Origin of the sequence: Sphingomonas panaciterrae (assembly GCF_036890205.1) — a bacterium.
GTDB lineage: Bacteria > Pseudomonadota > Alphaproteobacteria > Sphingomonadales > Sphingomonadaceae > Sphingomonas > Sphingomonas panaciterrae.
Genome location: NZ_JAKNQR010000003.1, coordinates 186114 through 209115 on the forward strand (window position 1 = coordinate 186114; position 23002 = coordinate 209115).

Here is a 23002-nt window from a genome sequence, read left to right on the forward strand (position 1 = left end):
TTCGGCTATTTTCCGCGCGCGCGGGCCGCGGCGACGGCGTCCTGTAGGCGGTCGAGCGGCAGCGCTCCGGACAGGACGCGGTCGCCCACCACCCAGGCCGGGGTGCCGGAAATGCCGAGCTTTGTCGCAAGGCCGATGTTGCCGGCGATCTCGGTATCGGCATCGTCCGGGATCTTGCTAAGGTCGACGCCGGCCGTGCGTGCCGCGGAGGCGATGCTGTCGGCGGTGACCGGGCCGGCGGCGTAAAGTGCATTGTGGAACGGCACGAACCGGCCCTGTGCGGCCGCCGCCAGCGATGCTCTGGCCGCATCCCGGCTTTCCTCGGCCAGAATGGGAAGCTCGCGGAAAACGACCCGAACCTTCGGGTCGCGTTCGATCAATTGTTCGATGATCGGAAGGCTCGCGCGGCAGTAACCGCAATTGTAGTCGAAGAATTCGACCAGGGTGACGTCGCCATCGGGATTGCCCATCACGGCGCCCTTGTACGGCGTCTCGATGCGCGAGCGATCGGCCGCGATCGCCTTTTCGCCTTCGCGTTCCTGCAGGCGCTGCATGGCCTGGGGTATGATTTCCGGGTTGGCGAGCACATAGTCGCGCACGATCTGTTCGACCCGGCTGCGGTCAGCGCCGGAGAGTTCGCCGGGAACAGCCCGTTCGGCGAGCCACATGCCGCCAGCGCCGAAAGTGGCGCCGAGCACCACGAGAAGCAGCAATTGAAGGCGGTTCATCGACGCTTCTTCTTGCCGTCTTCGAGTGCGTGCTGAGAAGTCATCGAGATATCCTGTGCCCGGATCCAGTCCGGCGTGTTCTGGGGAATGCCGCCCATCGCATAGCCGGCGCTGATCGCGGCCGTCCGGGCGTCGCCCATCATGCTGGCGCGTTCGGCGGTGGCGAGGGCGGCGCGGGCGGGATCGCCCATGCGGTCATAGACGGTGCCGAGCTGCTGCCAGGCGAAGGGGTTCTGATCATCCCGCGCGACCGCGATGCGCAGCACCTTCTTCGCCTCGTCGTAATTGGCCTTGTCCTCGGTCGCGATCAGCGCGTGGCCGAAGGTGGTGGCGATCAGCGGATTGGTGCGCGAGCCTTCGGTCGCGGCGCGCAGCGGGGCCAGCGCCTCGGTCGGCTTGCCCGCCTCGAGCAGGATTTGGCCCTTGATCTCGAGGAAATAGGGATCGGTCGGCTTCGCCTGCACCAGTGCATCGGCCTCGGCATCCGCTTTCTCGGGGAAGCCGCCGCGATGATAGGCATAGGCGCGCGCATAATGGGCGTAGATGGTCTGGTTGCTCTCCGGATATTTCTGCAGCGCCTGGGCGGGCGGCAGGAGATAGCCGTCGAGCTTTGCCTGCACCCGCTTGAACCGTTCCTCCCAGTCCTGGTTCAGCGGCTTGTTCCAGGCCGGCGACGCCTGCAGCGATTCGGAGATGGCGGCGATACGCTCCGACGAGACCGGGTGGCTGAGCATATACTCAACCTTGCGCGTGATGCCGTAGCGATATTCGAGCTGCTGCATCGTCTTGAAGAAGTTGAGATACCCCTTGCCGCTGATGCCGGCGCCGTTGAGGTATTTGACGCCGGCGGCGTCGGTGGACGCTTCCTGCTGGCGCGAGAAGGACAGGTATTTGCCGACGGCGGCCTGCTGGCCAGCGGCGAGGAGCCCGGCGCCAGCCTCGCCCGCGCCCGCCGCCATTGCCGCAAGGCCGAGCACCATCGACAGGATCGTGATCCCGGTCGCTTCCTGATAGCCGCGGCCGGCGAGCGTGACGTGCCCGCCGGTGATGTGGCCCAGTTCATGCGCGATGACGCCCTGCACTTCGTTGGCGGTCTTTGCCGCCTGCAGCGTGCCGGAGTGGACATAGACGATCTGGCCCCCGGCAACGAAGGCGTTGATCGAATCGTCGTTGACCAGGACGACGCGAACGTCGCTCGGCGACAGGCCCGCGGCGGTGACCAGCGGCGCCGTCATGTCATGCAGGAGCGATTCGGTTTCGGCGTCGCGCAGGATCGACTGCGCCTGAGCCGGCTGTGCCAGCACCATGCAGGCAAGCGTGGCAGCGGCGGCGAGCCGAAGGGCAGACAGGCGCCGCGGGGCGGGAGCGCGATGCACGGTCACGTCGCCGCCCGCAGCCTGTTGCTGGGTAGGAACAGCCATGCGCCGGACCCATGCCGATGGCGTCTGAACCATCGCTGAAGCCCGGCGCATCACTGTCCTCACCCGATCGTCATGCGCCGAAGGTGCGCTGCCACCAGCCACGCCGCGGCGTTGCCTCAGCGGCGGACTCTTCGTTGCCCTCGGCAGCCTCGTCGGCCGGCGCTGCGCCATCCGGGCCGCTGCCCGGAACGGCGGCTTCCTCGGTCGCCTGCGGCGGCGGCAGATCGGCGGAGGGCACGTCCACGACCGGCACATCGGCCTTCTTGCGGCGGGTGCGCTTCGGCTTGGCCGGCGCCTCTTCGGCAGCCGGGGCCCCGGCCGGTGCCGCTTCGGCAGCGTCGGCGGCTGGTGCCGCGGCATCGGCCTTCTTGCGGCGCGTACGCTTCGGCTTGGCCGGTGCCTCTTCCGCGGGAGCGGCCTCTTCGGCGGCCGGCGCGATCGCCTCGATGCCCGGGGTCGGGATCGGTGCGGCGTCTTCCGCGGCCGGTGCGGCCTCGACCGGTGCCTCGATGGCCTTCTTTGCGCGCGGACGACGGCGCGTCTTGGGCGCGGCTTCGGCGACCGGCTGCTCAGGCTCGACCGCGACCGGCGCTGCCTCGACGACGGCGGGCGCCTCTTCCGGTGCTTCCTCGGTCGCTACCGGAGCCTCGACCGACGCGGCGTCCTGCTGGTCGCCGTTTTCGGCACCGGCATGCTGGCCATCACCATTCTCACGGCGACGGCGACGTCCACGACGGTTGCGGCGGCGGCGTCCACCCTCGCCCTCGCCATCGTGCGACGTCTCAGCGGCTGCCTCGAAGGCCTCGCCCTCGTCATCCGCCTCGACCGGCTCGTCTTCGGCAAGGTCGGCGTTGGAGGCAGGCACCTCGATCGCCTCGTCGGCGCCCTCGGCATGTTCGCTGCCTTCGCCACCCGAGCGGCCGCGGCGACCACGGCGGCGGCGGCGCTTGCGACCACCCTCGCGCGGTTCGTCGCCACGATCTTCCGAGGAGCGCGGCGCCTCGTCCTCGACGAGCACCTCGTCTTCCTCTTCCTCGATCTCCTCGGGGATATCCTCCTCGATTTCCTCGACGGGGGGATCGAACTTGGGCGCATAGGCCGGCGGCGGGCCGGAGGCGATGACCTCCATGCGGGCGCCTTCCTGCTCGCCGTCGGGCAGGATCTCGACCGTCACGCCGTAGCGATCCTCGATCTCGGCAATGTCGGCGCGCTTGCGGTTGAGCACGTACACCGCCGCCTCGACGCTGGCGCGCAGCGTCAGGATCGAGCCGCGGCCGCGTGCGGCCTCGTCCTCGATCAGGCGAAGCGCGCTGAGGCCGGCCGACGACGCGGTGCGGACGAGGCCGGTGCCTTCGCAATGCGGGCAGGGGCGGGTCGACGCTTCGAGCACGCCGGTGCGCAGGCGCTGGCGGCTCATTTCCATCAGGCCGAAGCTGGAGATGCGGCCGACTTGGATGCGGGCGCGATCGTTCTTCAGCGCCTCCTTCATCGCCTTCTCGACCTTCCGGACATTGGAATTGTTGTCCATGTCGATGAAGTCGATGACGACGAGGCCGGCCATGTCGCGCAAGCGCAGCTGGCGGGCGATTTCCTGCGCCGCCTCAAGGTTGGTCGCGGTCGCCGTCTGCTCGATATTATGCTCGCGCGTCGAACGGCCGGAGTTGATGTCGATCGAGACCAAAGCCTCGGTCGGGTTGATGACGAGGTAGCCACCCGACTTCAGCTGCACCACCGGGTGGTACATGGCGGCGAGCTGATCCTCGACATGGCAGCGCTGGAACAGCGGAATGGGATCGCTGTAATGCTTCACCCGCTTCGCGTGGCTGGGCATCAGCAGGCGCATGAATTCCTTCGCCTGGCGATAGCCGTCGTTCCCCTCGACGATGACCTCGTCGATGTCCTTGTTGTAGATGTCGCGGATGGCGCGCTTGATGAGATCGCTGTCGCCATAGATCAGCGCTGGCGCGGCGCTGGTCAGCGTCTTTTCGCGGATACCGTCCCACAGGCGGGCGAGGTAATCGAAGTCGCGCTTGATCTCGGTGCGGGTGCGGCTGAGGCCGGCGGTGCGCACGATGCAGCCCATCGAGGGCGGCAGCTCCAGCTCGGCCATGATCGATTTCAGGCGCTTGCGATCGGACGAATTGCTGATCTTCCGGCTGATGCCGCCGCCGTGCGACGTGTTGGGCATCAGCACGCAATAGCGGCCGGCGAGCGACAGATAGGTGGTCAGCGCCGCGCCCTTGTTGCCGCGCTCTTCCTTCACGACCTGGACCAGCAGCACCTGGCGGCGGCGGATCACGTCCTGAATCTTGTAGCGGCGGCGCAGGTTCATGCGACGCTGGCGCAGCGCCTCGACCTGATCGTCGTTGATGCCGGTGGTCGGGGCCGGGGCGCCTTCGCCCTCCTCGCCCTCGACGGCGTCGAGATCGCCGGCGTCGTCGCCATGCGCATCGTCGACATCGTCATGGATGTCGCCGTCATCATCCTCGGCCGCTTCCTGCTCGGCGCGCAGCTTCGCTTCCTCGGCGGCATGCTCCGCCTCCTCGCGCAGCAGCGCCTCGCGATCCTCCTTGGGGATCTGGTAATAATCGGGATGGATTTCGGAGAAGGCGAGGAAGCCGTGGCGGTTGCCGCCGTAATCGACGAATGCCGCCTGCAGCGACGGCTCAACGCGCGTCACCTTGGCCAGATAGATATTCCCCTTGAGCTGCTTGCGCTCGGCACTCTCGAAATCAAATTCTTCGATGCGATTTCCCTTGACGACGGCCACGCGGGTTTCCTCCCGGTGGCGTGCGTCGATCAGCATGCGCATGGTCATTAGTACGTCTCCACGCGCGCCTCACGCCGCCGGACGGCGGGGGCGCGCGATGATGAATCGGTGCCGGCGCAGTCTGGCCGGGCACGCGGATGGTGGTGGACTGTGCCTTCGTCTGCCGCGCATGGCCGGGCGACACGCCCTGGACCGCTTCCACGCCCGCGCCGCCGGCGAAGGCCGGTCGGAACTGCGGTGCGGGGATATGCAACATGCAAACGTCAACCTGATGGCCCGCACCGGCGCGAATGCCGGCTGGGCGGTGGGTCGGAGGCGGGCGCAATAGGCGACCGCACGCCGATCAATTCAGGAGGTAGCAACTAAGTCATCCTTCGGCAACCGGAACAAGATTGCCGACCGGTCGGCAATAACTTGCCGAACGCGGCGTTAACCGTGGTATGAAACGGTGCCTTGAGAAGCGGCGATTATCCCGACCCGACAGGGAAGAAGGGTTTGCGTACCATGGCTTTTCGCTGGACCGAGAAGCGGCCGGCACGGCATGTACGAGGTATGTCGGTGTTGTTCGCGTTATTTGCCGGCCTGTTGCCGGCCCTGCCCGCGTGGGCGGCACGGGTGGAGCGTGTCGAGGTCGGCGACGACCGGATCACCATCCGCTTTGACGAAGCGGTGCGTGGTGCCTCTAGTTTCATTCTGGATGGACCGCAGCGGATCGCGATCGATATTGATGGCGCGCGGCCGGGCGGGCCGAGCCGCGGCAATGGCGCGGTGACGGCGGTCCGGCAGGGGTGGCGCGGCGCGGATGGCGCGCGCGTGGTGCTGGATCTGGCGCAGCCGATGATCGTGACCAAGGGGTCGTTCGACGACGAGGGGCGCAAGCTGGAACTGTCGCTGCGCGAGGTCGACGGGCGGCGCTTCACCGCGGCGAGCGCGGCCTCTCCGCTGAGCTTCCTGCCGTTCGGCTGGGGAGAATCGCGGCCCAAGTACAAGGTCAGCGTTCCCGTTCCGAAGGCGAAGAAGGCCGTGCTGCCGCGGGTGCAGGGCGATGACAGCCGCCCGCTGGTGGTGATCGACGCGGGACATGGCGGCAATGATCCGGGCGCGATCAACCCGGAAACGGGGCTGCGCGAGAAGGACCTGACGCTGAAGATCGCCAAGGCGATCCGCGACGAACTGCTCGATTCGGGGCGGGTGCGGGTCGCGCTGACGCGCGATGACGACCGCTATATCCTGCATCGCGAGCGGTTCGGCATCGCGCGGCGGCTGGGCGCGGATCTGTTCATTTCGGTGCATTGCGACAGCGCGGGCAATGTCGAGGCGACCGGCGCGACCGCCTATACGCTGTCTGACGTCGCGTCCGACAAGGAAGCGGCGCGGCTGGCCGCGCGCGAGAACAAGGCGGACATCATCGCCGGGGTCAATCTGGACGAGGATTCCGACGTGTCGTCGATCCTGATCGACCTGACGCAGCGGGAGACGATGAACGCATCGGCCGGCTTTGCCCGGTTGCTGGGGCGCGAGGCCAAGCCGTTGATCCCGACCAAGCAGAATTTCCATCGCATGGCATCGCTGCTGGTGCTGAAGGCGCCGGACATGCCGTCGGTGCTGTTCGAGACGGGCTATATCTCCAACGCGCAGGACGCCGCCTTCCTCGACAGCCGCGAGGGGCGCGAGCGGGTGGCGCAGAGCGTGCGGCGCGCGGTGGAGGTGTATTTCGCGCGGCGCATGACGCAGACGGCGGCGCGCTGATCACCGTCGCAGGCGCCCGCATTGTCGTAGTTTTCCGCGGCCTTGTTGCCAGCCGCATGGCCGCTGCCTAAACACCGGCGCTGCGTATGGCGTCTGACTCTCCCGAACCGATCAAGCTGGCACGTCGCGGGCCCGGCTTTCGCCAGACCCTGTCCGACCTGTGGCAGCGGCGCTGGTTCAAGGCGCTGGCGGTGCTTGCCGCGATCGGCCTGCTCCTCGCGGGCGGTGGCTGGTGGTTCATCACTCGCGACCTGCCGTCGGTGGAGCAATTGCGGACCTATGAGCCGCCGCTGCCGACCAACGTGCGCGCGATCGACGGCTCGCCAATCTATTCCTATGCCCGCGAGCGCCGGGTCGAATTGTCGTTCAACGAATATCCCAAGATGCTCGTCAACGCTTTCCTGGCGGCCGAGGACAAGACCTTCTTCGAGCATCATGGCGTCGATTATCCCGGCCTTGCCGGCGCGGTGATCGACTATGTGTCGAAGCTGGGCAGTGGGCAGCGCGCGCGGGGCGGATCGACCATTACCCAGCAGGTCGCCAAGAACCTGCTGATCGGCAACGAATATTCGCCCACGCGCAAGATCCGCGAGGCGATCCTGGCGTGGCGTATCGAGGATACGCTGACCAAGCCGCAGATCCTGGAATTGTACCTGAACCAGATCTTCCTGGGTCGGAACGCTTATGGCGTGGAGGCGGCGAGCCATGCCTATTTCGACAAGGAGCTGGACCAGCTGAACCTCGCGCAGATGGCGTATCTTGCCATCCTGCCGAAGGGGCCGGCCAATTACGATCCGATCCGCGATACCGAGCGGGCGATCAGCCGCCGCAACTGGGCGCTGGGCGAGATGGAGCGCAATGGCTTCATCACCGCGGCTCAGCGCGCCGAGGCGCAGGCGCAGCCGATCGGCGCGATCGTCACGCGGGTGCCCAAGTTCGAGCGGGTCGGCGGCTATTTCGTCGAGGAGGTGCGCCGCGAGCTGATCGACAAGTTCGGCGAAACCGCCCGCGACGGGGCGAACAGCGTCTATTCGGGCGGCCTGTGGGTGCGCACGTCGATGGACCGCGGGGTGCAGGAAGCGGCGGCGCAGGCATTGCGCGACGGCCTGCTGCGCTATGATCGTGGCCGTGGTTTCTCCGGGCCGCTGCGCAAGGTCGAGATCAAGGGCGACCGCTGGCAGTCGGCGCTGCTCAATACCAACGTCACGCTCGACTATAATGACTGGCGACCGGCGATCATCATCTCGCGCGACGCATCCGCTGCCCGAATCGGCTTTGCCAACGGGACGGAGGGCGTGCTGCCGCGCGCGGCAGCGCAGATGCCGGTGCGTGGCAAGGCGACGCCGGCGTTCGGCACGCTGGAGCCGGGCGACATCATCGCGGTGGCGCCGCAGGGCGGGCAGTTCGCGCTTCGCTCGGTGCCCAAGATCTCCGGCGGGTTCGTGGTGCAGGAGCCGCAGTCGGGCCGTATCTTGGCGATGCAGGGCGGGTTCGACGCGTCGCTCCAATCGTTCAATCGCGCCACGCAGGCGATGCGCCAGCCGGGTTCGACCATCAAGCCGATCGTTTACGCCGCCGCGCTGGAGCATGGCATGACGCCGGCCTCGATCATCGTCGATGGGCCGTTCTGCGTGGATCAGGGCGCGCGGCTGGGCCAGAAATGCTTCCGCAACTTCGGCAATTCGCGCGGCGCGGGTCCGCGGACGATGCGCTGGGGCGTGGAGCAGTCGCGCAACCTGATGACGGTGCGCGCCGCGGCGCAGACTGGCATGGCGAACGTCGTGCGGCTGATGAAGGCGATGGATATCGGCGACTATCAGCCGTATCTTTCCTATGCGCTGGGCGCTGGCGAGACGACCGTCATGAAGATGGTCAACGCTTATGGCGTGCTGGCCAACCAGGGGCGCTGGCATTCCCCGACGTTGATCGATTTCGTGCAGAACCGTCGCGGCCAGGTGATCTGGCCGGAGAATTGGCGCGCCTGCGACCGGTGCAACATGCCCGATTGGGACGGCAAGCCGATGCCGCGGCCGATCGCGCGCGGCAAGCAGGTACTCGACGCCATGTCGGCGTTCCAGATGGTGCACATTGCCGAGGGCGTGATCCAGCGCGGCACCGCGACGACATTGCGCGACCTGAACCGCCCGATCTTCGGCAAGACCGGCACCAATTCCGGGCCGAAGGACGTGTGGTTCATCGGCGGCACGCCGCAAATGGTGGCGGGTGTTTACATTGGTTACGATTCGCCAGTGAACCTGGGCGGTTATGCGCAGGGCGGCACGCTGGCGGCGCCGATCTTCAAGCAATGGGCCACCAAGGCCTATGAGGGGATGGAGGTGCTGCCGTTCCGCGCGCCGCAGGGCATTCGCATGGTGCGCGTCGATCGCGCGAGCGGACGCCCGGTGTTCGGCGCCTGGCCGAGCGGCAACGATCCCAAGCCAGCGGTGATCTGGGAAGCGTTCAAGCCGCAGGCGGAAGGCCGCCGCGCGGTGCGCCGTACCGGGGGCGCGCCTGCCGTCAGCGCGTCCGCGACCGCCGAGGCGAAGAAGCAGGCCAGTGACAGCGACTTCTTGCAGCGAGAGGGCGGCATCTACTAAGTCGCCGCTTTGTTATTTAGATCGTCATCCCCGCACCACGGGAATTCAGTGGCCGACCGCGCCATATCGCTGGATTCCCGCACCCCGCTGGTCTGACGGATGATTGGAGAATCACCATGCGCGCCGAAGCGCAGGCCCATGTAGCGACGATCAACGAGGCGCTCGCCCTGCTGCGGCGCAGCCTCGACTGGGATCGTGCGCTCAGGCGCCTCGACGAACTCAATGCGCGGGTCGAGGATCCGACGCTGTGGAACGACCCCAAGGCTGCGCAGGACGTGATGCGCGAACGCCGCCGGCTGGACGAGTCGATCACCGCGACGCGCACGATCGAGCGCGAGCTGAGCGATACCGCCGAGCTGATCGAGATGGCCGAGGCCGAGGGCGACGAGGAGATGGCGTCCGAGGGCACTACCGCACTCGCGCAGCTCGCCGAACGTGCGCAGAAGGACAAGGTGAAGGCGCTGCTGTCAGGCGAGGCCGACGCGAACGACACCTATATCGAGATCAACGCCGGCGCCGGCGGCACCGAAAGCCAGGACTGGGCCGAGATGCTGCAGCGCATGTACACGCGCTGGGCAGAGCGGCACGGCTACAAGGTCGAGCTGATCGACTATCACGCCGGCGAACAGGCGGGGATCAAGTCAGCGACGCTGCTGGTGAAGGGCGAGAACGCCTATGGCTATGCCAAGGTCGAGAGCGGTGTTCACCGCCTCGTACGCATCAGCCCGTATGACAGCTCCGCGCGTCGCCACACCAGTTTCTCGAGCGTGTGGGTCTATCCGGTGATCGACGATTCGATCGATATCGAGATCAACGACAGCGAGCTGCGTATCGACACTTATCGTGCGTCGGGCGCGGGCGGGCAGCACATCAACACGACCGATTCGGCGGTGCGTATCACCCACTTGCCCACCGGCATCGTGGTCGCCTGCCAGAACCAGCGGTCGCAGCACAAGAACAAGGCGGAGGCGTATAATCAGCTGCGTGCCCGCCTGTACGAGCATGAGCTGCGCAAGCGCGAGGAAGAGGCCAATACGGTCAATGCGGCGAAGACCGACATCGGCTGGGGCCACCAGATCCGGTCCTATGTGCTGCAGCCGTATCAGCTGGTGAAGGACCTGCGCACCGGCACGACCTCTACCTCGCCGGGCGACGTGCTCGACGGTGATCTCGACGATTTCATGGCGGCGGCGCTGGCGCAGCGCGTGACGGGTGAGGCGGTCGAGGTGGAGGACGTCGACTGAGCGTGACCGACGCCCCGTCTCCCACCTTCCGGCGCCGCGGGGGCGCGATGGCGCTCGCGCTGCTGTTGCTGGCGGCGTGCGACGGCGGCGAGCCGCTGATCCGCAAGGACCCCAAGGAGCCCGGTCCGTTCCCGGTCGCCGACCGGCCGGTGGCGACGATCGTCTCGTCGCGCTGGTCGAATGAGGAGGCGCGTGACCGGTTGAACGAGGCGGGGGCGGTGATGGCGAAGGCCGCGATCAAGCCGGGCATGACCGTCGCCGACATTGGCGCTGGCGAAGGCTATTACACCATCCGCCTGGCGCAGAAGGTGGGCGAGGACGGCCGCGTTCTGGCGCAGGACGTGATCCCCGCGGTGCGCGACATGCTGGCGGAGCGCGTGGCGCGCGAGCGGCTGGACAATGTCAGCGTCAAGCTGGGCGAGGGGGCGGACCCGAAGCTGCCGGAAAACAGCTTCGACCGTATCTTCATGGTGCACATGTATCATGAGATCGCGGAGCCGTATGAGTTCCTCTGGCGGATGCGCCCGGCGCTTCGCCCCGGCGGTCTGGTGGTGGTGGTGGATGCGGACCGCCCCACCGCCAATCATGGCACCCCGCCGGCGCTGCTCCGCTGCGAATTTGCCGCGGTCGGTTATCAGATGGTGACGATGACGCCGATGGCGTCGGCCGGCGGTTATTTCTCCACCTTCCGCGCGGTGGGCGCGCGGCCGGAGCCGAAGGATATCAGGTCGTGCCGCCTGTCGCCGTCACAAAAGGCCGCGGGCGCGAAAGCTGACCATGGCGTCGCCAGCCAGCACGAGATGGTCGACCAGCCGAATCCCTAGGCTGCTCAGCACGTCCGCGACGCGACGGGTGGTGCGGAAATCCTCCGCCGTCGGCTCCGGATCGCCCGAGGGGTGATTATGCGCCATCACGATCTCCCGCGCGCCCATGGCGAGCGCGACACCGACCACCGAGCGAAGCGGCACCTCGACCGAGGCCATTTCGCGTGAGGACACATGCTGGAGCCCCAGGGTTGCCCCGGCGGTGCTGAGAAAGACGAACGCCACCGATTCGTGCCGCGCCCCTGCCAGGCTTTGAAGGTGCTGCACCGTGGCAGGGTCGAGATTTTGCATCTCCTTCGTTTCTGGAGCGTGCAGAGCATGGCGCAAGGCCATGTCTCCGTTCCGGTGCAATCCCGTAACGATCGTGCGATGCTTCCAACCGTCGTTGCGGGGATGTAGGCCGCTGTCATGCGCCAATACCTAGACCTCATGGCCCGCGTGCTCGATTCGGGCGCGGAGCAGATGGACCGAACGGGCACGGGGACGCTCAGCGTCTTTGGTCATCAGATGCGCTTCGATCTGGCCAGGGGCTTTCCGGTGCTGACCACCAAGAAGCTGCACCTGCGATCGATCATCATCGAGCTGTTGTGGTTCCTGCGCGGCGACACCAACGTGCGCTGGCTGCAGGATCGCAAGGTCAGCATCTGGGACGAATGGGCCGACGAGAATGGCGATCTCGGCCCGGTCTATGGCAAGCAATGGCGCGACTGGGTGACGGCCGACGGGCGGCGCATCGACCAGATCAAGGGGCTGATCGAGGACATCCGCACCAACCCCGCCTCGCGACGGCAGATCGTGACCGCGTGGAACCCGGGCGACCTCCACGCCATGGCGCTGGCGCCGTGCCATTGCCTGTTCCAGACCCATGTTGCGAACGGGCGATTGTCGCTGCAGCTGTACCAGCGGTCGGCGGACATCTTCCTTGGCGTGCCGTTCAACATCGCGAGCTATGCGCTGCTGACGCACATGCTGGCGCAGCAATGCGGGCTGGAGCCGGGCGAGTTCATCTGGACCGGGGGCGATTGCCACCTGTATTCGAACCACCTGGATCAGGCGCGGCTTCAGCTGACGCGCGAGCCGACCGCGCTGCCGCGGCTCGAAATCCTGCGCAAACCGCCAGCGTTCGATCAATATGAATATGAGGACTTCGTGCTTCACGGGTACGAAGCGCAGGCGCATATCAAGGCGCCCGTCGCGGTATGACCTTGCAATTCACCTCCGGTTCAGCGATATCGACTACAAGCGTAGTCGAAGGCTTGGGAGGTCAGGATGCGCGAATATCTCATTACCATCAGCACGGCGACCCTGGCGGCCCTGCTGCTGCAACTTGGCAGCCCGCCGGCCCCGTCGAACGCTACCGACCCGGCGGCAGCGCAGGGCCATGCCCGATAGCATGACCGTGCCGGTCACCTTGTCGCTGCACCTGGCGCGGGCGGCCAATGGCGTCATCGGCCGTGACGGCGCGCTGCCGTGGCACCTGCCGGCGGACCTGAAGCGGTTCAAGGCGCAGACAATCGGGCGGCCGATGATCATGGGACGCAAGACGTTCGAGAGCTTTCCCGCGCCGCTGCCCGGCCGCCGCCACATCGTCCTGACGCGCGATCGCGCCTGGCAGGCGGCAGGGGCGGAGGTCGCGCACAGCCCGGAGGAGGCGCTGGCGCTCGCCGGGAGCGATGCGGCGGTGATCGGCGGGGCGGATGTGTTCGCACTGTTCGCCGACCGGGCCGAGCGGGTCGAGCTGACCGAGGTTCATTCAACGCCCGAGGGCGATACGATCGTCCCGCCCTTCACCGGGTGGCGGGAGATATTCCGCGAGGATCACCCGGCGGACGGCGATCGTCCCGCCTACAGCTTCGTGACACTGGTGCGCTGAGGCACGTGCCGCTATGCGCCGCTGCAATGGAGCGGCAGGGACCCATCAGGCTGGACGCGCGCGAGGCGTTGCCCGAGGCATTGCGCCGCGCGATCGTGGCGCTGGGCAATTTCGATGGCTTTCACCTGGGGCATCAGGCGGTGGTGGGCCGCGCGGTCGAGCGTGCGCGTGCCGAGGGGCGCCCCGCACTGGTCGCGACGTTCGATCCGCATCCGATGCGGTTCTTCAAGCCCGATACGCCCTGGTTCCGCCTGACCACGCTGGAGCAGCGGGCCGAGCTGATGCAGCAGGCCGGGGCCGACGCGCTGCTCGTCTTCACCTTTGACGCGGCGCTGGCAGCGGAATCGGCCGAGGCGTTCGTTCGCTCGCGCCTGCTCGAGCAGATCGGCGCGGCGGGCGTGGTGACCGGCGCCGATTTCACCTTTGGCAAGGGGCGCTCGGGCGATGTCGGCCTGCTGGCGACGCTGGGGCAGGAGCTCGGCTTTTCGACCGATACCGTCGGGGCAGTGACGCTGGATGGCGAGAAGGTGTCGTCCACCAGCATCCGCGCCGCGCTGCGCGAGGGGCGGCCGCGCAACGCCGCCCGCTTGCTGACCCGGCCCTTCACGATCCGCGGCGAAGTGCGCCATGGGGACAAGCTGGGGCGCGAGATCGGCTATCCCACCGCCAATGTCGATCTCGGCAATTACCTGCGCCCGGCGTACGGCATCTATGCGGTGCGCGTGACGCTGGAGGATGGGCGCGTGGTCGATGGCGCGGCCAATCTGGGGATTCGGCCGAGCTTCGATCCGCCCAAGGAGCTGCTGGAGCCGTACCTCTTCGATTTTTCCGGCGACCTGTACGGCCAGACGATCGACGTCGCGCTGATCGACTATCTGCGGCCGGAGGCGAAATTCGACTCGCTTGAGGCGCTCAAGGCGCAGATGGCGGCGGACTGCGACCGGGCGCGGGAATTGCTCGCGCGCTAACCCTCCTTGCAGGGAGGGGAGGTAAAGCCGTAATGCGCGCGGCACCCATGGCCGACGATACACCCTCCGCACCGACTGCCGATCCCAAGGATTGGCGCGACACTGTCTTCCTGCCGAAGACCGACTTCCCAATGAAGGCGGGCCTGCCGCAGAAGGAGCCCGCGATTCTCGAGCGGTGGCAGCGGCTGGGCCTGTACCAGCGGCTGCGCGAGCAGCGCGCCGACTGTGAGAAGTTCATCCTTCACGACGGCCCGCCCTATGCCAATGGCGACATGCACATCGGCCATGCGCTGAACCATATCCTGAAGGACATGGTGGTGCGCACCCAGACGTTGCTGGGGAAGAACGCGCCCTACGTTCCCGGCTGGGATTGCCACGGCCTGCCGATCGAGTGGAAGGTCGAGGAAGAATATCGCAAGAAGAAGCTGAACAAGGACGAGGTGCCGCCGGCGGAATTCCGCGCCGAATGCCGCGCCTATGCCCAGAAATGGGTCGATACGCAGCGCGAGCAGCTGAAGCGGCTGGGCGTCAACGGCGACTGGGACAAGCCGTATCTGACGATGGACTTCGCCGCCGAGGCGACCATCGTGTCCGAGCTGATGAAGTTCGCCGAGACGGGGCAGCTGTATCGCGGCGCAAAGCCGGTGATGTGGAGCCCGGTCGAGAAGACCGCGCTGGCCGAGGCCGAGGTCGAATATGAGGACGTGGTGTCGACGCAGATCGACGTCGCGTTCGAAATCACCGAGGCGCCGAACGCGCCGGAGCTGGTCGGCGCCCATGCGGTGATCTGGACCACGACGCCGTGGACGATCCCGGTGAACCAGGCGCTCGCCTACGGTCCGGAGGTCGAATACGTCCTCGCCCGCTTCGACGACATGGTCGAGGGGCCGCGCACGCTGTTGGTGGCGCGCGATCTGCTGGAAAGCTTCGGCGCGCGGATCGGCCATCCGGTGGTGGTGAAGATCGGCGATGCGGCGGGCACGGTGACGGTGCTGGCGGCGTTCAGCGGCGAGAAGCTGGCGGGCGCGGTCGCGCGGCACCCGATGCATGAACTGGGCGGCTTCTTCGCCAAACCGCGTCCGTTCCTGCCGGGCGATTTCGTCACCACCGATGCGGGCACAGGCCTCGTCCACATGGCGCCTGACCATGGCGAGGACGATTTTGAGCTGTGCAAGGCGCATGGCATCGATCCGGTCTTCGCGGTGGATGCCGGCGGCATGTACCGTTCCGACTGGCTGTGGCTCGGCGGGCAGGGCAGCGTCATCAACAAGAAGTTCGTCGCCAGCGATGGCCCGATCTGCGCCGACCTGCGTGAAGCCGGCGCACTGGTCGCAGCGAGCGACGATTTCAAGCACAGCTATCCGCATTCGTGGCGCTCCAAGGCGAAGGTGATCTTCCGCTGCACGCCGCAATGGTTCATCGCCGTCGACAAGCCGATCGAGGGTGGCGACACGCTGCGGCAGAAGGCGGTGGCCGCGATCGCCGCGACTCGCTTCGTGCCCGAGAAGGGGCGCAACCGCATCGGCGCGATGGTCGAGGGGCGGCCGGACTGGGTGATCAGCCGGCAGCGCGCCTGGGGCGTGCCGATCGCGCTGTTCGTGCATCGTGCGACGGGCGAATTGCTGGTCGATCCGGCGGTGAACGCGCGCATCGTCGAAGCCTTCCGCGAGAAGGGCGTCGATGCCTGGACCGACGAGGCGACGGCTGGCTTCCTTGGCGAGGGGCGTGATCCGGCAGATTACGAGCGGGTCACCGACATTCTCGACGTGTGGTTCGATTCGGGCTGCACCCATGCCTTCGTGCTGGAAAGCGGGCGCTGGCCGGAATTGTCATGGCCGGCGGACCTGTATCTTGAGGGGTCGGACCAGCATCGCGGCTGGTTCCAGTCCTCGCTGCTGGAAAGCTGCGGCACGCGCGGGCGGGCGCCGTACGATGCGGTGCTGACGCACGGCTTCACGATGGACGCCAAGGGCATGAAAATGTCCAAGAGCCTCGGCAACACGATCAACCCGCTTGATCTGATGCGCGATTATGGCGCGGACATCCTGCGGCTGTGGGCGCTGTCGGTCGATTTCACCGAGGATCACCGCATCGGCAAGGAGATCCTGGCCGGTGTCGCGGACCAGTATCGCAAGCTGCGCAACACTTTCCGCTACCTGCTCGGCGCGCTCGACGGGTTCGACGAGGCGGAGAAGCTGCCGGTCGCGGAATGGCCCGAGCTGGAGCGCTATATGCTCCACCTCGTCCATGCGCTGGACCAGCAGCTCAAGCGCGCGATCGCCGATTACGACTTCAACGGCTACGTTCGCCTGCTGAGCGATTTCGCCAACGAGGACCTGTCGGCCTTCTTCTTCGATATCCGCAAGGACTCGCTTTATTGCGACGCCCCGGACGATGTGAAGCGCCGGGCGTATCGCACGATGCTCGACGTGCTGTTCAACGCGATGGTGCGCTGGGCGGCGCCGGTGCTGGTCTTCACTGCCGAGGAAGCGTGGCAATCGCGCTTCCCGAGCGAGGATAGCTCGGTGCACTTCCTCGACTGGCCCGAACTGCCGGCGGAAGCGGGCGAGGACGTCAGCGCCCGCTGGCTCGAGGTGCGGCGCCTTCGCGAGCGGGTGACCGAGGCGATCGAGCCGCTGCGGCGTGAGAAGATCGTCCGCTCCAGCCTGGAAGCGGACGTGACCGTCACCGACACGCCGCTGCCGGTCGATCAGCTCGCCGAGGCGTTCATCGTGGCGAAGGTATCGCCGGGCGATGAGGTGACGGTGAGCCGGACCGATTATCACAAATGCGGGCGCTGCTGGCGACTGCTGCCCGAAGTCGTCGAGGACAGCGCGCTGTGCGCGCGCTGCGCCGATGTGGTGAGCGACGAGGTGGCGGCGTGAAGCGCAGCGTGCCTGTTGCCGGCTTGGTGATCGCGGCGGCGGTGTTCGTGCTCGACCAGCTGATCAAATGGGTGGTGACCGGGCCGCTCGGCATCAACTTCCTGGGTGCCTCGCGCGAGATCGTGTCCTTCTTCGATCTTCGCTTCGTACAGAACATGGGCGTCAGCCTCGGGCTGCTGCGCGCGGAGAGCGAACTGGCGCGCTGGGGACTCGTGGTGATGACCGCGGCGATCGCCGGCGCCGTCACCTTCTGGATGTGGCGCGAGGAGAAGGCGGCGGACAAGCTGGCGCTTGGCCTGGTGCTGGGCGGCGCGCTGGGCAATATCGTCGACCGGGTGCGGTTCGGCTATGTCGTGGACTTCGCCGACCTGCATTTCGGCGAGTGGCGGCCGTTCCTGGTGTTCAACGTGGCGGATGCGGCCATCACCATCGGCGTGCTCATTCTGCTGGTGCGCGCGCTGCTGATTCGCGATAAGCCCACGGCAAAGCCTGACAAGATGGCTTCGGAGAATGTGAATGCGTAAGTCGATTGTCATGGGCGCTGGCCTTGCGGTGCTGCTGGCCGGATGCGCGAGCAACGGGCTCAATCGCGACCGTCCCGACGAATTCGCGGTGGCGCGTCAGCCCTCGCTGATCATCCCGCCCGATTTCGCGCTGGTGCCGCCGACGCCGGGTGCGGCGCGCGTCCAGTCCGCCACCGCCGCGCAGGCGCAGACGCTGGAGGCGCTGTTCGGCAACGCACCGCGTAGCGCGGGCGAGACGGCAGTGATCCGGGCGGCAGGTGACGATTCGGCCGAGGCGGGGATCCGGTCCTCCGCAGGTGATCCCGAGACCAACGTCGTCGACAAGGGACAGACGACCCGCGACATCATCGCCGCGCCGGAAGGCGACGGGCAGGACGCGCGCGCGAACGCGCCCCGCTGAGCGATAGCGCCGCTGTCCGGGTCAGCCCCGGACGGCGGCGAATCGCTCCAGGCCGGCCGCGAGGTCGGCGATCAGATCATCGCTGTCCTCCAGCCCGATCTGCAGCCGAACGACGGGCCCGGCGAAGTCCGGCCGTGTCGCCGTGCGATAATTGCCGGGGTCGACCGGGATCGCCAGGCTCTCGAACCCGCCCCACGAATAGCCGATCCCGAAATGCCGCAGGCCGTCGATCAGCGCGGCGCGTGCCGCCTCGTCGCCGCCGGCGAGCACGAACGAGAACAGGCCGCTCGACCCGCGAAAATCGCGCGTGAAGATGCCGTGCCCCGGGCACGACGGCAGCGCCGGGTGCAGCACCCGGTCGACCTCCGGCCGGCCCTCCAGCCATTGCGCGATCTTCAGCGCGCTGGCCTGATGATGGGCGAGGCGCACGGCCATGGTGCGCAGCCCGCGTGAGCCGAGCCAGGCATCGTCGGGGCTGACCACCTGGCCCAATTGGAAGCTCGTCTCGCGCAGCTTTCGCCAGTGCGGCGCGGTCGCGGTGACGCTGCCCAGCATCACGTCGGAATGGCCGACCACATATTTGGTGCAGGCGAGGATCGACAGGTCGACGCCCTGTTCGATCGCGCGGAAATGCAGCGGCGTGGCCCAGGTATTGTCGAGCAATGTGGTGACGCCGCGCGCCCTGGCGGCAGCGACGATGGCGGGTACGTCCTGCACCTCGAAGGTGAGGCTGCCTGGGCTTTCCATGAAGATCGCCCGCGTGCGCTCACCGACAAGGTCGGCGATCCCGGCACCGATCAGCGGATCGTAGAAGCGCGTGCTGATGCCGAAACGCTTCAGCAGGCCGGTCGCCATCGACCGCGTGGGATCATAGGCCGAATCGGTGAGCAGCAATTCGTCGCCGGGCGACAGCACCGACAGAAGCGCCGCCGCGATCGCCGCTACGCCGGAGGGGTAGAGGAACGTCGCTTCCGCCCCCGGTTCCAGTTCGGTCAGCGCCTCCGCCAGACTCCATTGTGTTGGCGCGCCGCGCCGGCCGTAGAACAGGCGGTGGTGCGTGTCGCGCCCGCCGGCGGCGCGCAGATCGCCCACCGTATCGTAGAGGTGAGTCGACGCGCGCCAAACCGGCGGATTGACCACGCCCTGGGTCCATTCCGGCCGTCGGCCGGCAGTTACGACGCGGGTGGCATCGCCGACCGGTTTGTGGTTGCCCTTGTGATCGTCGTTCAAGCGGTCCGCGCTCACTGGCCGGTTTCCTTCGGCGTCGTCGGGTCGGCGCCCCATTCCGCCCAGCTGCCGTCATAGATTGCGATCTCGCGGCCAAGCAGGTGTCCGGCGAAGGCGATCACCGAGGCGGTGATCCCCGATCCGCAGGTCGCGACGGTCGGCCGGTCGAGATCGATGCCGTCATCGGCGAAGATCTGCGCGAGCTCGGCACCGCGCTTCCACGTGCCGTCGTCTTTGAAGAAGCGCGTGTAGGGAAGGTTGATCGATCCCGGGATGTGCCCCGGCGTCACGCCCGGGCGCGGTTCCGGTTCCGCGCCGGCAAAGCGGCTGGGCGAGCGGGCGTCGAGGATCTGTTCGCTGCCGTTCGCCACGATATCCTTCATGTCGGCGAGCGTGCGGATCAGCGCGCCCTGCGTCGGCGGGGTCAGGTGGCGTGCCTTGGGCGGGGCGGCCTCGCTGATCACCGGCCGCCCCTCCGCGCGCCACTTGGCGAGGCCACCGTCGAGGAGCGCCACGTCGGTGATCCCGAAGCTGCGCAGCATCGCCCAGCCGCGCGCCGCCGTGTGGTGCGGCGACTGATCGTACAGGATGATCCGCGTGCCATCGCCCATGCCGAGCCGCGAGAGCCGGCTGACGAATTTCTCGCGCGGCGGCAGCATCATGGGGGCGGCGGCGTCGGTATCGACGATCTCGGCGAGGTCGAGGAAGACCGCGCCGGGGATGTGCGCCTGCGCATATTCCGCGGCGGCATCGCGATCTTCGGTGGGTAGGAACCACGTGCAATCTGCGATCCTAACGTCGGGGTCAGCGATTGCGGCGGCGAGCCATTCGGTTGAAACCAGTGCGTCCATGGCGTTCCCTTAGCGAGCGGGCCGTGCGAAGTCGAAACAGCCGGTGGCGGTGCAGCGATGCCCCGGAACTGGCGCCGCCGCGCGGGTGCCACTATCTCGCGCCGCATGACACTCCATCTCGGCAAGGCCACCCCGCTCCCCCAGGCTCCGGAAGAAGCGGTGCTCGACTATGTTCCCAACCCGCGTCCCGGCCGCAATTACCTGATCCGCTTCGTGGCGCCGGAGTTCACTTCGCTCTGCCCGGTGACGGCACAGCCGGACTTCGCGCATTTGGTGATCGATTATGTGCCGGGCGAGACGATCGTCGAGTCGAAGTCGCTGAAGCTGTTTCTCGGCAGCTTCCGCAATCACGCGGCCTTTCACGAGGATTGCACCGTTGGCATCGGCGAGCGGCTGGTCGCCGAGATGAACCCGGTATGGCTGCGCATCGGCGGTTACTGGTATCCACGCGGCGGGATCCCGATCGATGTTTTCTGGCAGACCGCCGCCCCGCCGGCCGGGCTGTGGGTGCCGGATCAGGGGGTCCCATCGTACCGCGGGCGCGGCTGAACGGTATTGGTAGCTTCCGCATCTTGCACCGCAGCATAAAACGCAACCAAGCTGCGGTTCGCCCGTTGTTGCGGGTTGAACGCTTTGTGAACAGGGCGTCTTTCTACCAGCGAAGGCAAGTGAGATGAATCAGGCGGTCGCACTCGACGGCATCAAGCGCATTGCCCTCATCGGTAATTTCCTGCCGCGCAAATGCGGATTGGCGACCTTCACTACCGATACCTACAATGCGATGATCAGCCGGTTCCCGGATCTTTCCGTGGACGTCTATGCGATGGATGATCATGTCGGCCGGTACGATTATCCGGCCGCGGTGACGGGGACGATCCCGCAGCAGGATCGGTCCGCCTATCTGGAGACGGCGCGCAAGATCGAGGAATCGGGCGCGCAGGCGATCTGGGTCCAGCACGAATATGGCATCTATGGCGGTGCAGCGGGTGAGCACATCCTCGCGCTGCTCGACCGCACCACCTTGCCGTTGATCGTGACGCTTCATACCGTGCTGGAGAAGCCCAGCGCGGACGAGCGGTCGGTGATGGAGGGCCTGCTGCGGCGCGCGTCCAAGGTGATCGTGATGGCGGAGCGCGGCGTGGACATCCTCACTCGGGTCTATGGCGCCAATCCCCGTTCGATCGTGATGATCCCGCATGGCGTGCCCGACCGCGAATTTGCCGACCCCGACAGCTTCAAGCCGCGTTTCGGCTGGGAAGGGCGCAAGATCATCCTGACCTTTGGCCTGCTGGCGCCGGGCAAGGGGATTGAGACGGTGATCGAGGCGATGCCGGAGGTGGTCGGCCAGCACCCCGACGCGATGTACGTGGTGCTGGGCGCCACGCACCCGAACCTTGTCGCGCATGAGGGCGAGCGATACCGCGATTCGCTGCGTGCTCTGGCGTCGGAGAAGGGCGTCGGTGACAATGTCGCCTTCATCGACGCCTTTGTCGAACATGACGAACTGATCGACTATCTCCAGGCGGCCGACCTCTACGTCACGCCCTATCTGAACCCGGCGCAGATCACGAGCGGGACGCTTTCCTACGCCGTGGGCGTCGGCAAGGCGGTGATCTCCACTCCCTATGTGCACGCGACCGAGATTCTGGGCGACGGGCATGGCGTGCTGGTCGATTTCCGCGACATCGGTGCGTTCGCGCGCGAGATCAACAATCTGCTCGGCAGCGAGCGTAATCGCACCCGTCTGTCGCAGCGCGCCTATGAGCGTGGCCGCACCATGACATGGTCGCGACTGGCGGAGCGCGCCATGAGTGAGATCGCGAGCATCATCGACGGTCGACCGCAGCGGATCGGTGCGCCCGCGCCGATCAGTCCGCTCGCCCCCGACATCGCGGCGGTGGAACGGATGAGCGATTCGACCGGGATGCTGCAGCATTCGATCTATTCGGTGCCTGATCGCCGCCACGGTTATTGCATCGACGACAATGCCCGCGCGCTGATCCTGATGAGCGCGATCGACACGCTGGACGAGGCGACGCGCGACAAATGGACGACCGTCTATGCCTCCTTCGTCCAATATGCCTGGAACCCGGAGAAGCGGCGCTTTCGTAATTTCATGAACTTCGACCGGACCTGGTGTGAGGAGACCGGTTCGGAGGATTCGAACGGTCGCGCGCTGTGGGCGTTGGGGGTCACGGCGCGGGACGCGCGCACGCGCAAGCATCGTGACTGGGCGACGATGATGTTCGACATGACCGCGAGCCTGGCATTCGATCTGGGCAGCCCGCGCGCGCAATCCTTTGCGATGCTGGGCGCGGCGGCGATGTTGGAGGCGTCGTCCGGACACCAACTGGCACATGCCATCCTGTCGCGCTTCCCTGACGAGCATATGGCGCTGCTCGACACGGCGCGCCGCCCGGACTGGGTGTGGTTCGAAGTGGTGCTGGCCTATGACAACGCCCGCCTGCCCGAAGCTTTGATCCGCGCGGGCAAGGCGCTGGGCCGTCCGGAGGTGGTGGAGACCGGCCTCGAGACGCTCGACTGGATCATCTCGCAGCAGAAGAGCCCGGAAGGGCGCTTCCGCGCGGTGGGGTCGGAGAGTTTCGGGCGCGCCTATGAGGCGCCCTTGCCGTTCGACCAGCAGCCGCTGGAGGCGCAGGCGACGATCGAGGCCTGTTGCGCGGCGTATAGCGCGACGCGTGACGAGAAATGGCGGATCGAGGCGGAGCGCGCCTATGGCTGGTACCTTGGTCTCAACGACCTCGATCTGCCGCTGGCGTCGGTCCATGACGGCGGTTGTTTCGACGGCCTGATGCCGACCGGGCTCAACCGCAATCAGGGTGCCGAGTCGATCCTCGCGCTGCAATTGTCCAGCTGCGCGATTTCGGGGCTTTCAAAGGTGGCCCCAAGCGTGGCAGGGACGGGCCGCGCCGTCGCTTAA

19 protein-coding genes are annotated in these 23002 nt (G+C 66.9%); 13 read left to right on the forward strand and 6 right to left on the reverse strand.

Features of this window, described 5'->3' with window-relative positions; all coding sequences use genetic code 11:
• Positions 1–5 precede the first annotated feature (5 nt).
• The 3 genes from L8F96_RS10990 to L8F96_RS11000 all read right to left on the reverse strand — a co-directional run bounded on the left by L8F96_RS10990 (position 6) and on the right by L8F96_RS11000 (position 4955).
• Complete coding sequence (locus L8F96_RS10990; RefSeq protein WP_417158967.1) at positions 6–728, reverse strand: DsbA family protein; 723 nt, start codon at positions 726–728, stop codon at positions 6–8.
• Positions 725–2035, reverse strand: coding sequence for a M48 family metalloprotease (locus L8F96_RS10995; protein ID WP_046408445.1), 1311 nt, complete (start codon positions 2033–2035; stop codon positions 725–727). The genes L8F96_RS10990 and L8F96_RS10995 overlap by 4 nt, the downstream gene beginning before the upstream one ends.
• A gap of 184 nt (positions 2036–2219) precedes the next feature.
• A complete protein-coding gene (locus L8F96_RS11000) occupies positions 2220–4955 on the reverse strand; it encodes an Rne/Rng family ribonuclease (RefSeq protein WP_334656075.1) in 2736 nt (911 codons plus the stop codon).
• Positions 4956–5471: 516 nt separating this feature from the next.
• Here L8F96_RS11000 and L8F96_RS11005 point away from each other — a divergent pair.
• The 4 genes from L8F96_RS11005 (at position 5472) to L8F96_RS11020 (ending at position 11333) form a co-directional block, all read left to right on the forward strand.
• Positions 5472–6668: an N-acetylmuramoyl-L-alanine amidase gene (locus L8F96_RS11005; RefSeq protein WP_125945183.1), complete on the forward strand. Its 1197-nt coding sequence runs from the start codon at positions 5472–5474 to the stop codon at positions 6666–6668.
• A gap of 86 nt (positions 6669–6754) precedes the next feature.
• Complete coding sequence (locus L8F96_RS11010; protein WP_125945184.1) at positions 6755–9265, forward strand: penicillin-binding protein 1A; 2511 nt, start codon at positions 6755–6757, stop codon at positions 9263–9265.
• A gap of 116 nt (positions 9266–9381) precedes the next feature.
• Complete coding sequence (gene prfB, locus L8F96_RS11015; RefSeq protein WP_046408439.1) at positions 9382–10509, forward strand: peptide chain release factor 2; 1128 nt, start codon at positions 9382–9384, stop codon at positions 10507–10509.
• A gap of 47 nt (positions 10510–10556) precedes the next feature.
• Positions 10557–11333, forward strand: coding sequence for a class I SAM-dependent methyltransferase (locus L8F96_RS11020; RefSeq protein ID WP_334656076.1), 777 nt, complete (start codon positions 10557–10559; stop codon positions 11331–11333).
• Here L8F96_RS11020 and L8F96_RS11025 read toward each other — a convergent pair.
• Positions 11256–11624: a JAB domain-containing protein gene (locus L8F96_RS11025; protein ID WP_197075442.1), complete on the reverse strand. Its 369-nt coding sequence runs from the start codon at positions 11622–11624 to the stop codon at positions 11256–11258. The genes L8F96_RS11020 and L8F96_RS11025 overlap by 78 nt on opposite strands.
• 117 nt (positions 11625–11741) lie before the next feature.
• Between L8F96_RS11025 and L8F96_RS11030 the strand changes: the two genes are divergently transcribed.
• The 7 genes from L8F96_RS11030 (at position 11742) to L8F96_RS11060 (ending at position 17983) form a co-directional block, all read left to right on the forward strand.
• Complete coding sequence (locus tag L8F96_RS11030) at positions 11742–12536, forward strand: thymidylate synthase (RefSeq protein ID WP_334656006.1); 795 nt, start codon at positions 11742–11744, stop codon at positions 12534–12536.
• A gap of 66 nt (positions 12537–12602) precedes the next feature.
• Positions 12603–12725 carry a hypothetical protein gene (locus tag L8F96_RS11035; protein ID WP_334656007.1) on the forward strand — a complete coding sequence of 41 codons (123 nt, stop codon included), beginning with the start codon at positions 12603–12605 and terminating at the stop codon, positions 12723–12725.
• Positions 12715–13206, forward strand: coding sequence for a dihydrofolate reductase (locus L8F96_RS11040; protein ID WP_334656008.1), 492 nt, complete (start codon positions 12715–12717; stop codon positions 13204–13206). The genes L8F96_RS11035 and L8F96_RS11040 overlap by 11 nt, the downstream gene beginning before the upstream one ends.
• Positions 13207–13232: 26 nt before the next feature.
• Entirely contained in the window at positions 13233–14174 is a 942-nt protein-coding gene (locus tag L8F96_RS11045; protein WP_334656009.1) for a bifunctional riboflavin kinase/FAD synthetase, read from the forward strand.
• Positions 14175–14206: 32 nt separating this feature from the next.
• A complete protein-coding gene (gene ileS, locus L8F96_RS11050) occupies positions 14207–17059 on the forward strand; it encodes an isoleucine--tRNA ligase (protein WP_334656010.1) in 2853 nt (950 codons plus the stop codon).
• Positions 17056–17583 carry a signal peptidase II gene (gene lspA, locus L8F96_RS11055; protein ID WP_241212569.1) on the forward strand — a complete coding sequence of 176 codons (528 nt, stop codon included), beginning with the start codon at positions 17056–17058 and terminating at the stop codon, positions 17581–17583. Before ileS ends, lspA begins: the two co-directional genes overlap by 4 nt.
• Positions 17576–17983 carry a DUF3035 domain-containing protein gene (locus L8F96_RS11060; protein ID WP_046408429.1) on the forward strand — a complete coding sequence of 136 codons (408 nt, stop codon included), beginning with the start codon at positions 17576–17578 and terminating at the stop codon, positions 17981–17983. Before lspA ends, L8F96_RS11060 begins: the two co-directional genes overlap by 8 nt.
• Before the next feature lie 21 nt (positions 17984–18004).
• On the opposite strand, the gene metC is transcribed toward L8F96_RS11060, so the two are convergent.
• Both metC and L8F96_RS11070 read right to left on the reverse strand, forming a co-directional pair.
• Entirely contained in the window at positions 18005–19267 is a 1263-nt protein-coding gene (gene metC / locus L8F96_RS11065) for a cystathionine beta-lyase (protein ID WP_334656011.1), read from the reverse strand.
• Complete coding sequence (locus tag L8F96_RS11070) at positions 19225–20061, reverse strand: sulfurtransferase (protein ID WP_334656012.1); 837 nt, start codon at positions 20059–20061, stop codon at positions 19225–19227. Before L8F96_RS11070 ends, metC begins: the two co-directional genes overlap by 43 nt.
• Positions 20062–20166: 105 nt before the next feature.
• On the opposite strand from L8F96_RS11070, the gene queF reads away from it, so the two are divergent.
• Positions 20167–20610, forward strand: coding sequence for a preQ(1) synthase (gene queF, locus L8F96_RS11075; RefSeq protein WP_046408426.1), 444 nt, complete (start codon positions 20167–20169; stop codon positions 20608–20610).
• A 124-nt stretch (positions 20611–20734) separates the two neighbouring features.
• Positions 20735–23002 carry a glycosyltransferase family 4 protein gene (locus L8F96_RS11080; protein WP_334656013.1) on the forward strand — a complete coding sequence of 756 codons (2268 nt, stop codon included), beginning with the start codon at positions 20735–20737 and terminating at the stop codon, positions 23000–23002.

Bases quoted from the DNA above. Each gene is read 5' to 3' on its own strand.
- L8F96_RS10990 (WP_417158967.1), bottom strand. From the start codon at position 728: ATGAACCGCCTTCAATTGCTGCTTCTCGTGGTGCTCGGCGCCACTTTC.
- L8F96_RS10995 (WP_046408445.1), bottom strand. From the start codon at position 2,035: ATGGTGCTGGCACAGCCGGCTCAGGCGCAGTCGATCCTGCGCGACGCC.
- L8F96_RS11000 (WP_334656075.1), bottom strand. From the start codon at position 4,955: ATGCTGATCGACGCACGCCACCGGGAGGAAACCCGCGTGGCCGTCGTC.
- L8F96_RS11005 (WP_125945183.1), top strand. From the start codon at position 5,472: ATGTCGGTGTTGTTCGCGTTATTTGCCGGCCTGTTGCCGGCCCTGCCC.
- L8F96_RS11010 (WP_125945184.1), top strand. From the start codon at position 6,755: ATGGCGTCTGACTCTCCCGAACCGATCAAGCTGGCACGTCGCGGGCCC.
- prfB (WP_046408439.1), top strand. From the start codon at position 9,382: ATGCGCGCCGAAGCGCAGGCCCATGTAGCGACGATCAACGAGGCGCTC.
- L8F96_RS11020 (WP_334656076.1), top strand. From the start codon at position 10,557: ATGGCGCTCGCGCTGCTGTTGCTGGCGGCGTGCGACGGCGGCGAGCCG.
- L8F96_RS11025 (WP_197075442.1), bottom strand. From the start codon at position 11,624: ATGCAAAATCTCGACCCTGCCACGGTGCAGCACCTTCAAAGCCTGGCA.
- L8F96_RS11030 (WP_334656006.1), top strand. From the start codon at position 11,742: ATGCGCCAATACCTAGACCTCATGGCCCGCGTGCTCGATTCGGGCGCG.
- L8F96_RS11035 (WP_334656007.1), top strand. From the start codon at position 12,603: ATGCGCGAATATCTCATTACCATCAGCACGGCGACCCTGGCGGCCCTG.
- L8F96_RS11040 (WP_334656008.1), top strand. From the start codon at position 12,715: ATGCCCGATAGCATGACCGTGCCGGTCACCTTGTCGCTGCACCTGGCG.
- L8F96_RS11045 (WP_334656009.1), top strand. From the start codon at position 13,233: ATGGAGCGGCAGGGACCCATCAGGCTGGACGCGCGCGAGGCGTTGCCC.
- ileS (WP_334656010.1), top strand. From the start codon at position 14,207: ATGCGCGCGGCACCCATGGCCGACGATACACCCTCCGCACCGACTGCC.
- L8F96_RS11060 (WP_046408429.1), top strand. From the start codon at position 17,576: ATGCGTAAGTCGATTGTCATGGGCGCTGGCCTTGCGGTGCTGCTGGCC.
- metC (WP_334656011.1), bottom strand. From the start codon at position 19,267: ATGGGGCGCCGACCCGACGACGCCGAAGGAAACCGGCCAGTGAGCGCG.
- L8F96_RS11070 (WP_334656012.1), bottom strand. From the start codon at position 20,061: ATGGACGCACTGGTTTCAACCGAATGGCTCGCCGCCGCAATCGCTGAC.
- queF (WP_046408426.1), top strand. From the start codon at position 20,167: ATGACACTCCATCTCGGCAAGGCCACCCCGCTCCCCCAGGCTCCGGAA.
- L8F96_RS11080 (WP_334656013.1), top strand. From the start codon at position 20,735: ATGAATCAGGCGGTCGCACTCGACGGCATCAAGCGCATTGCCCTCATC.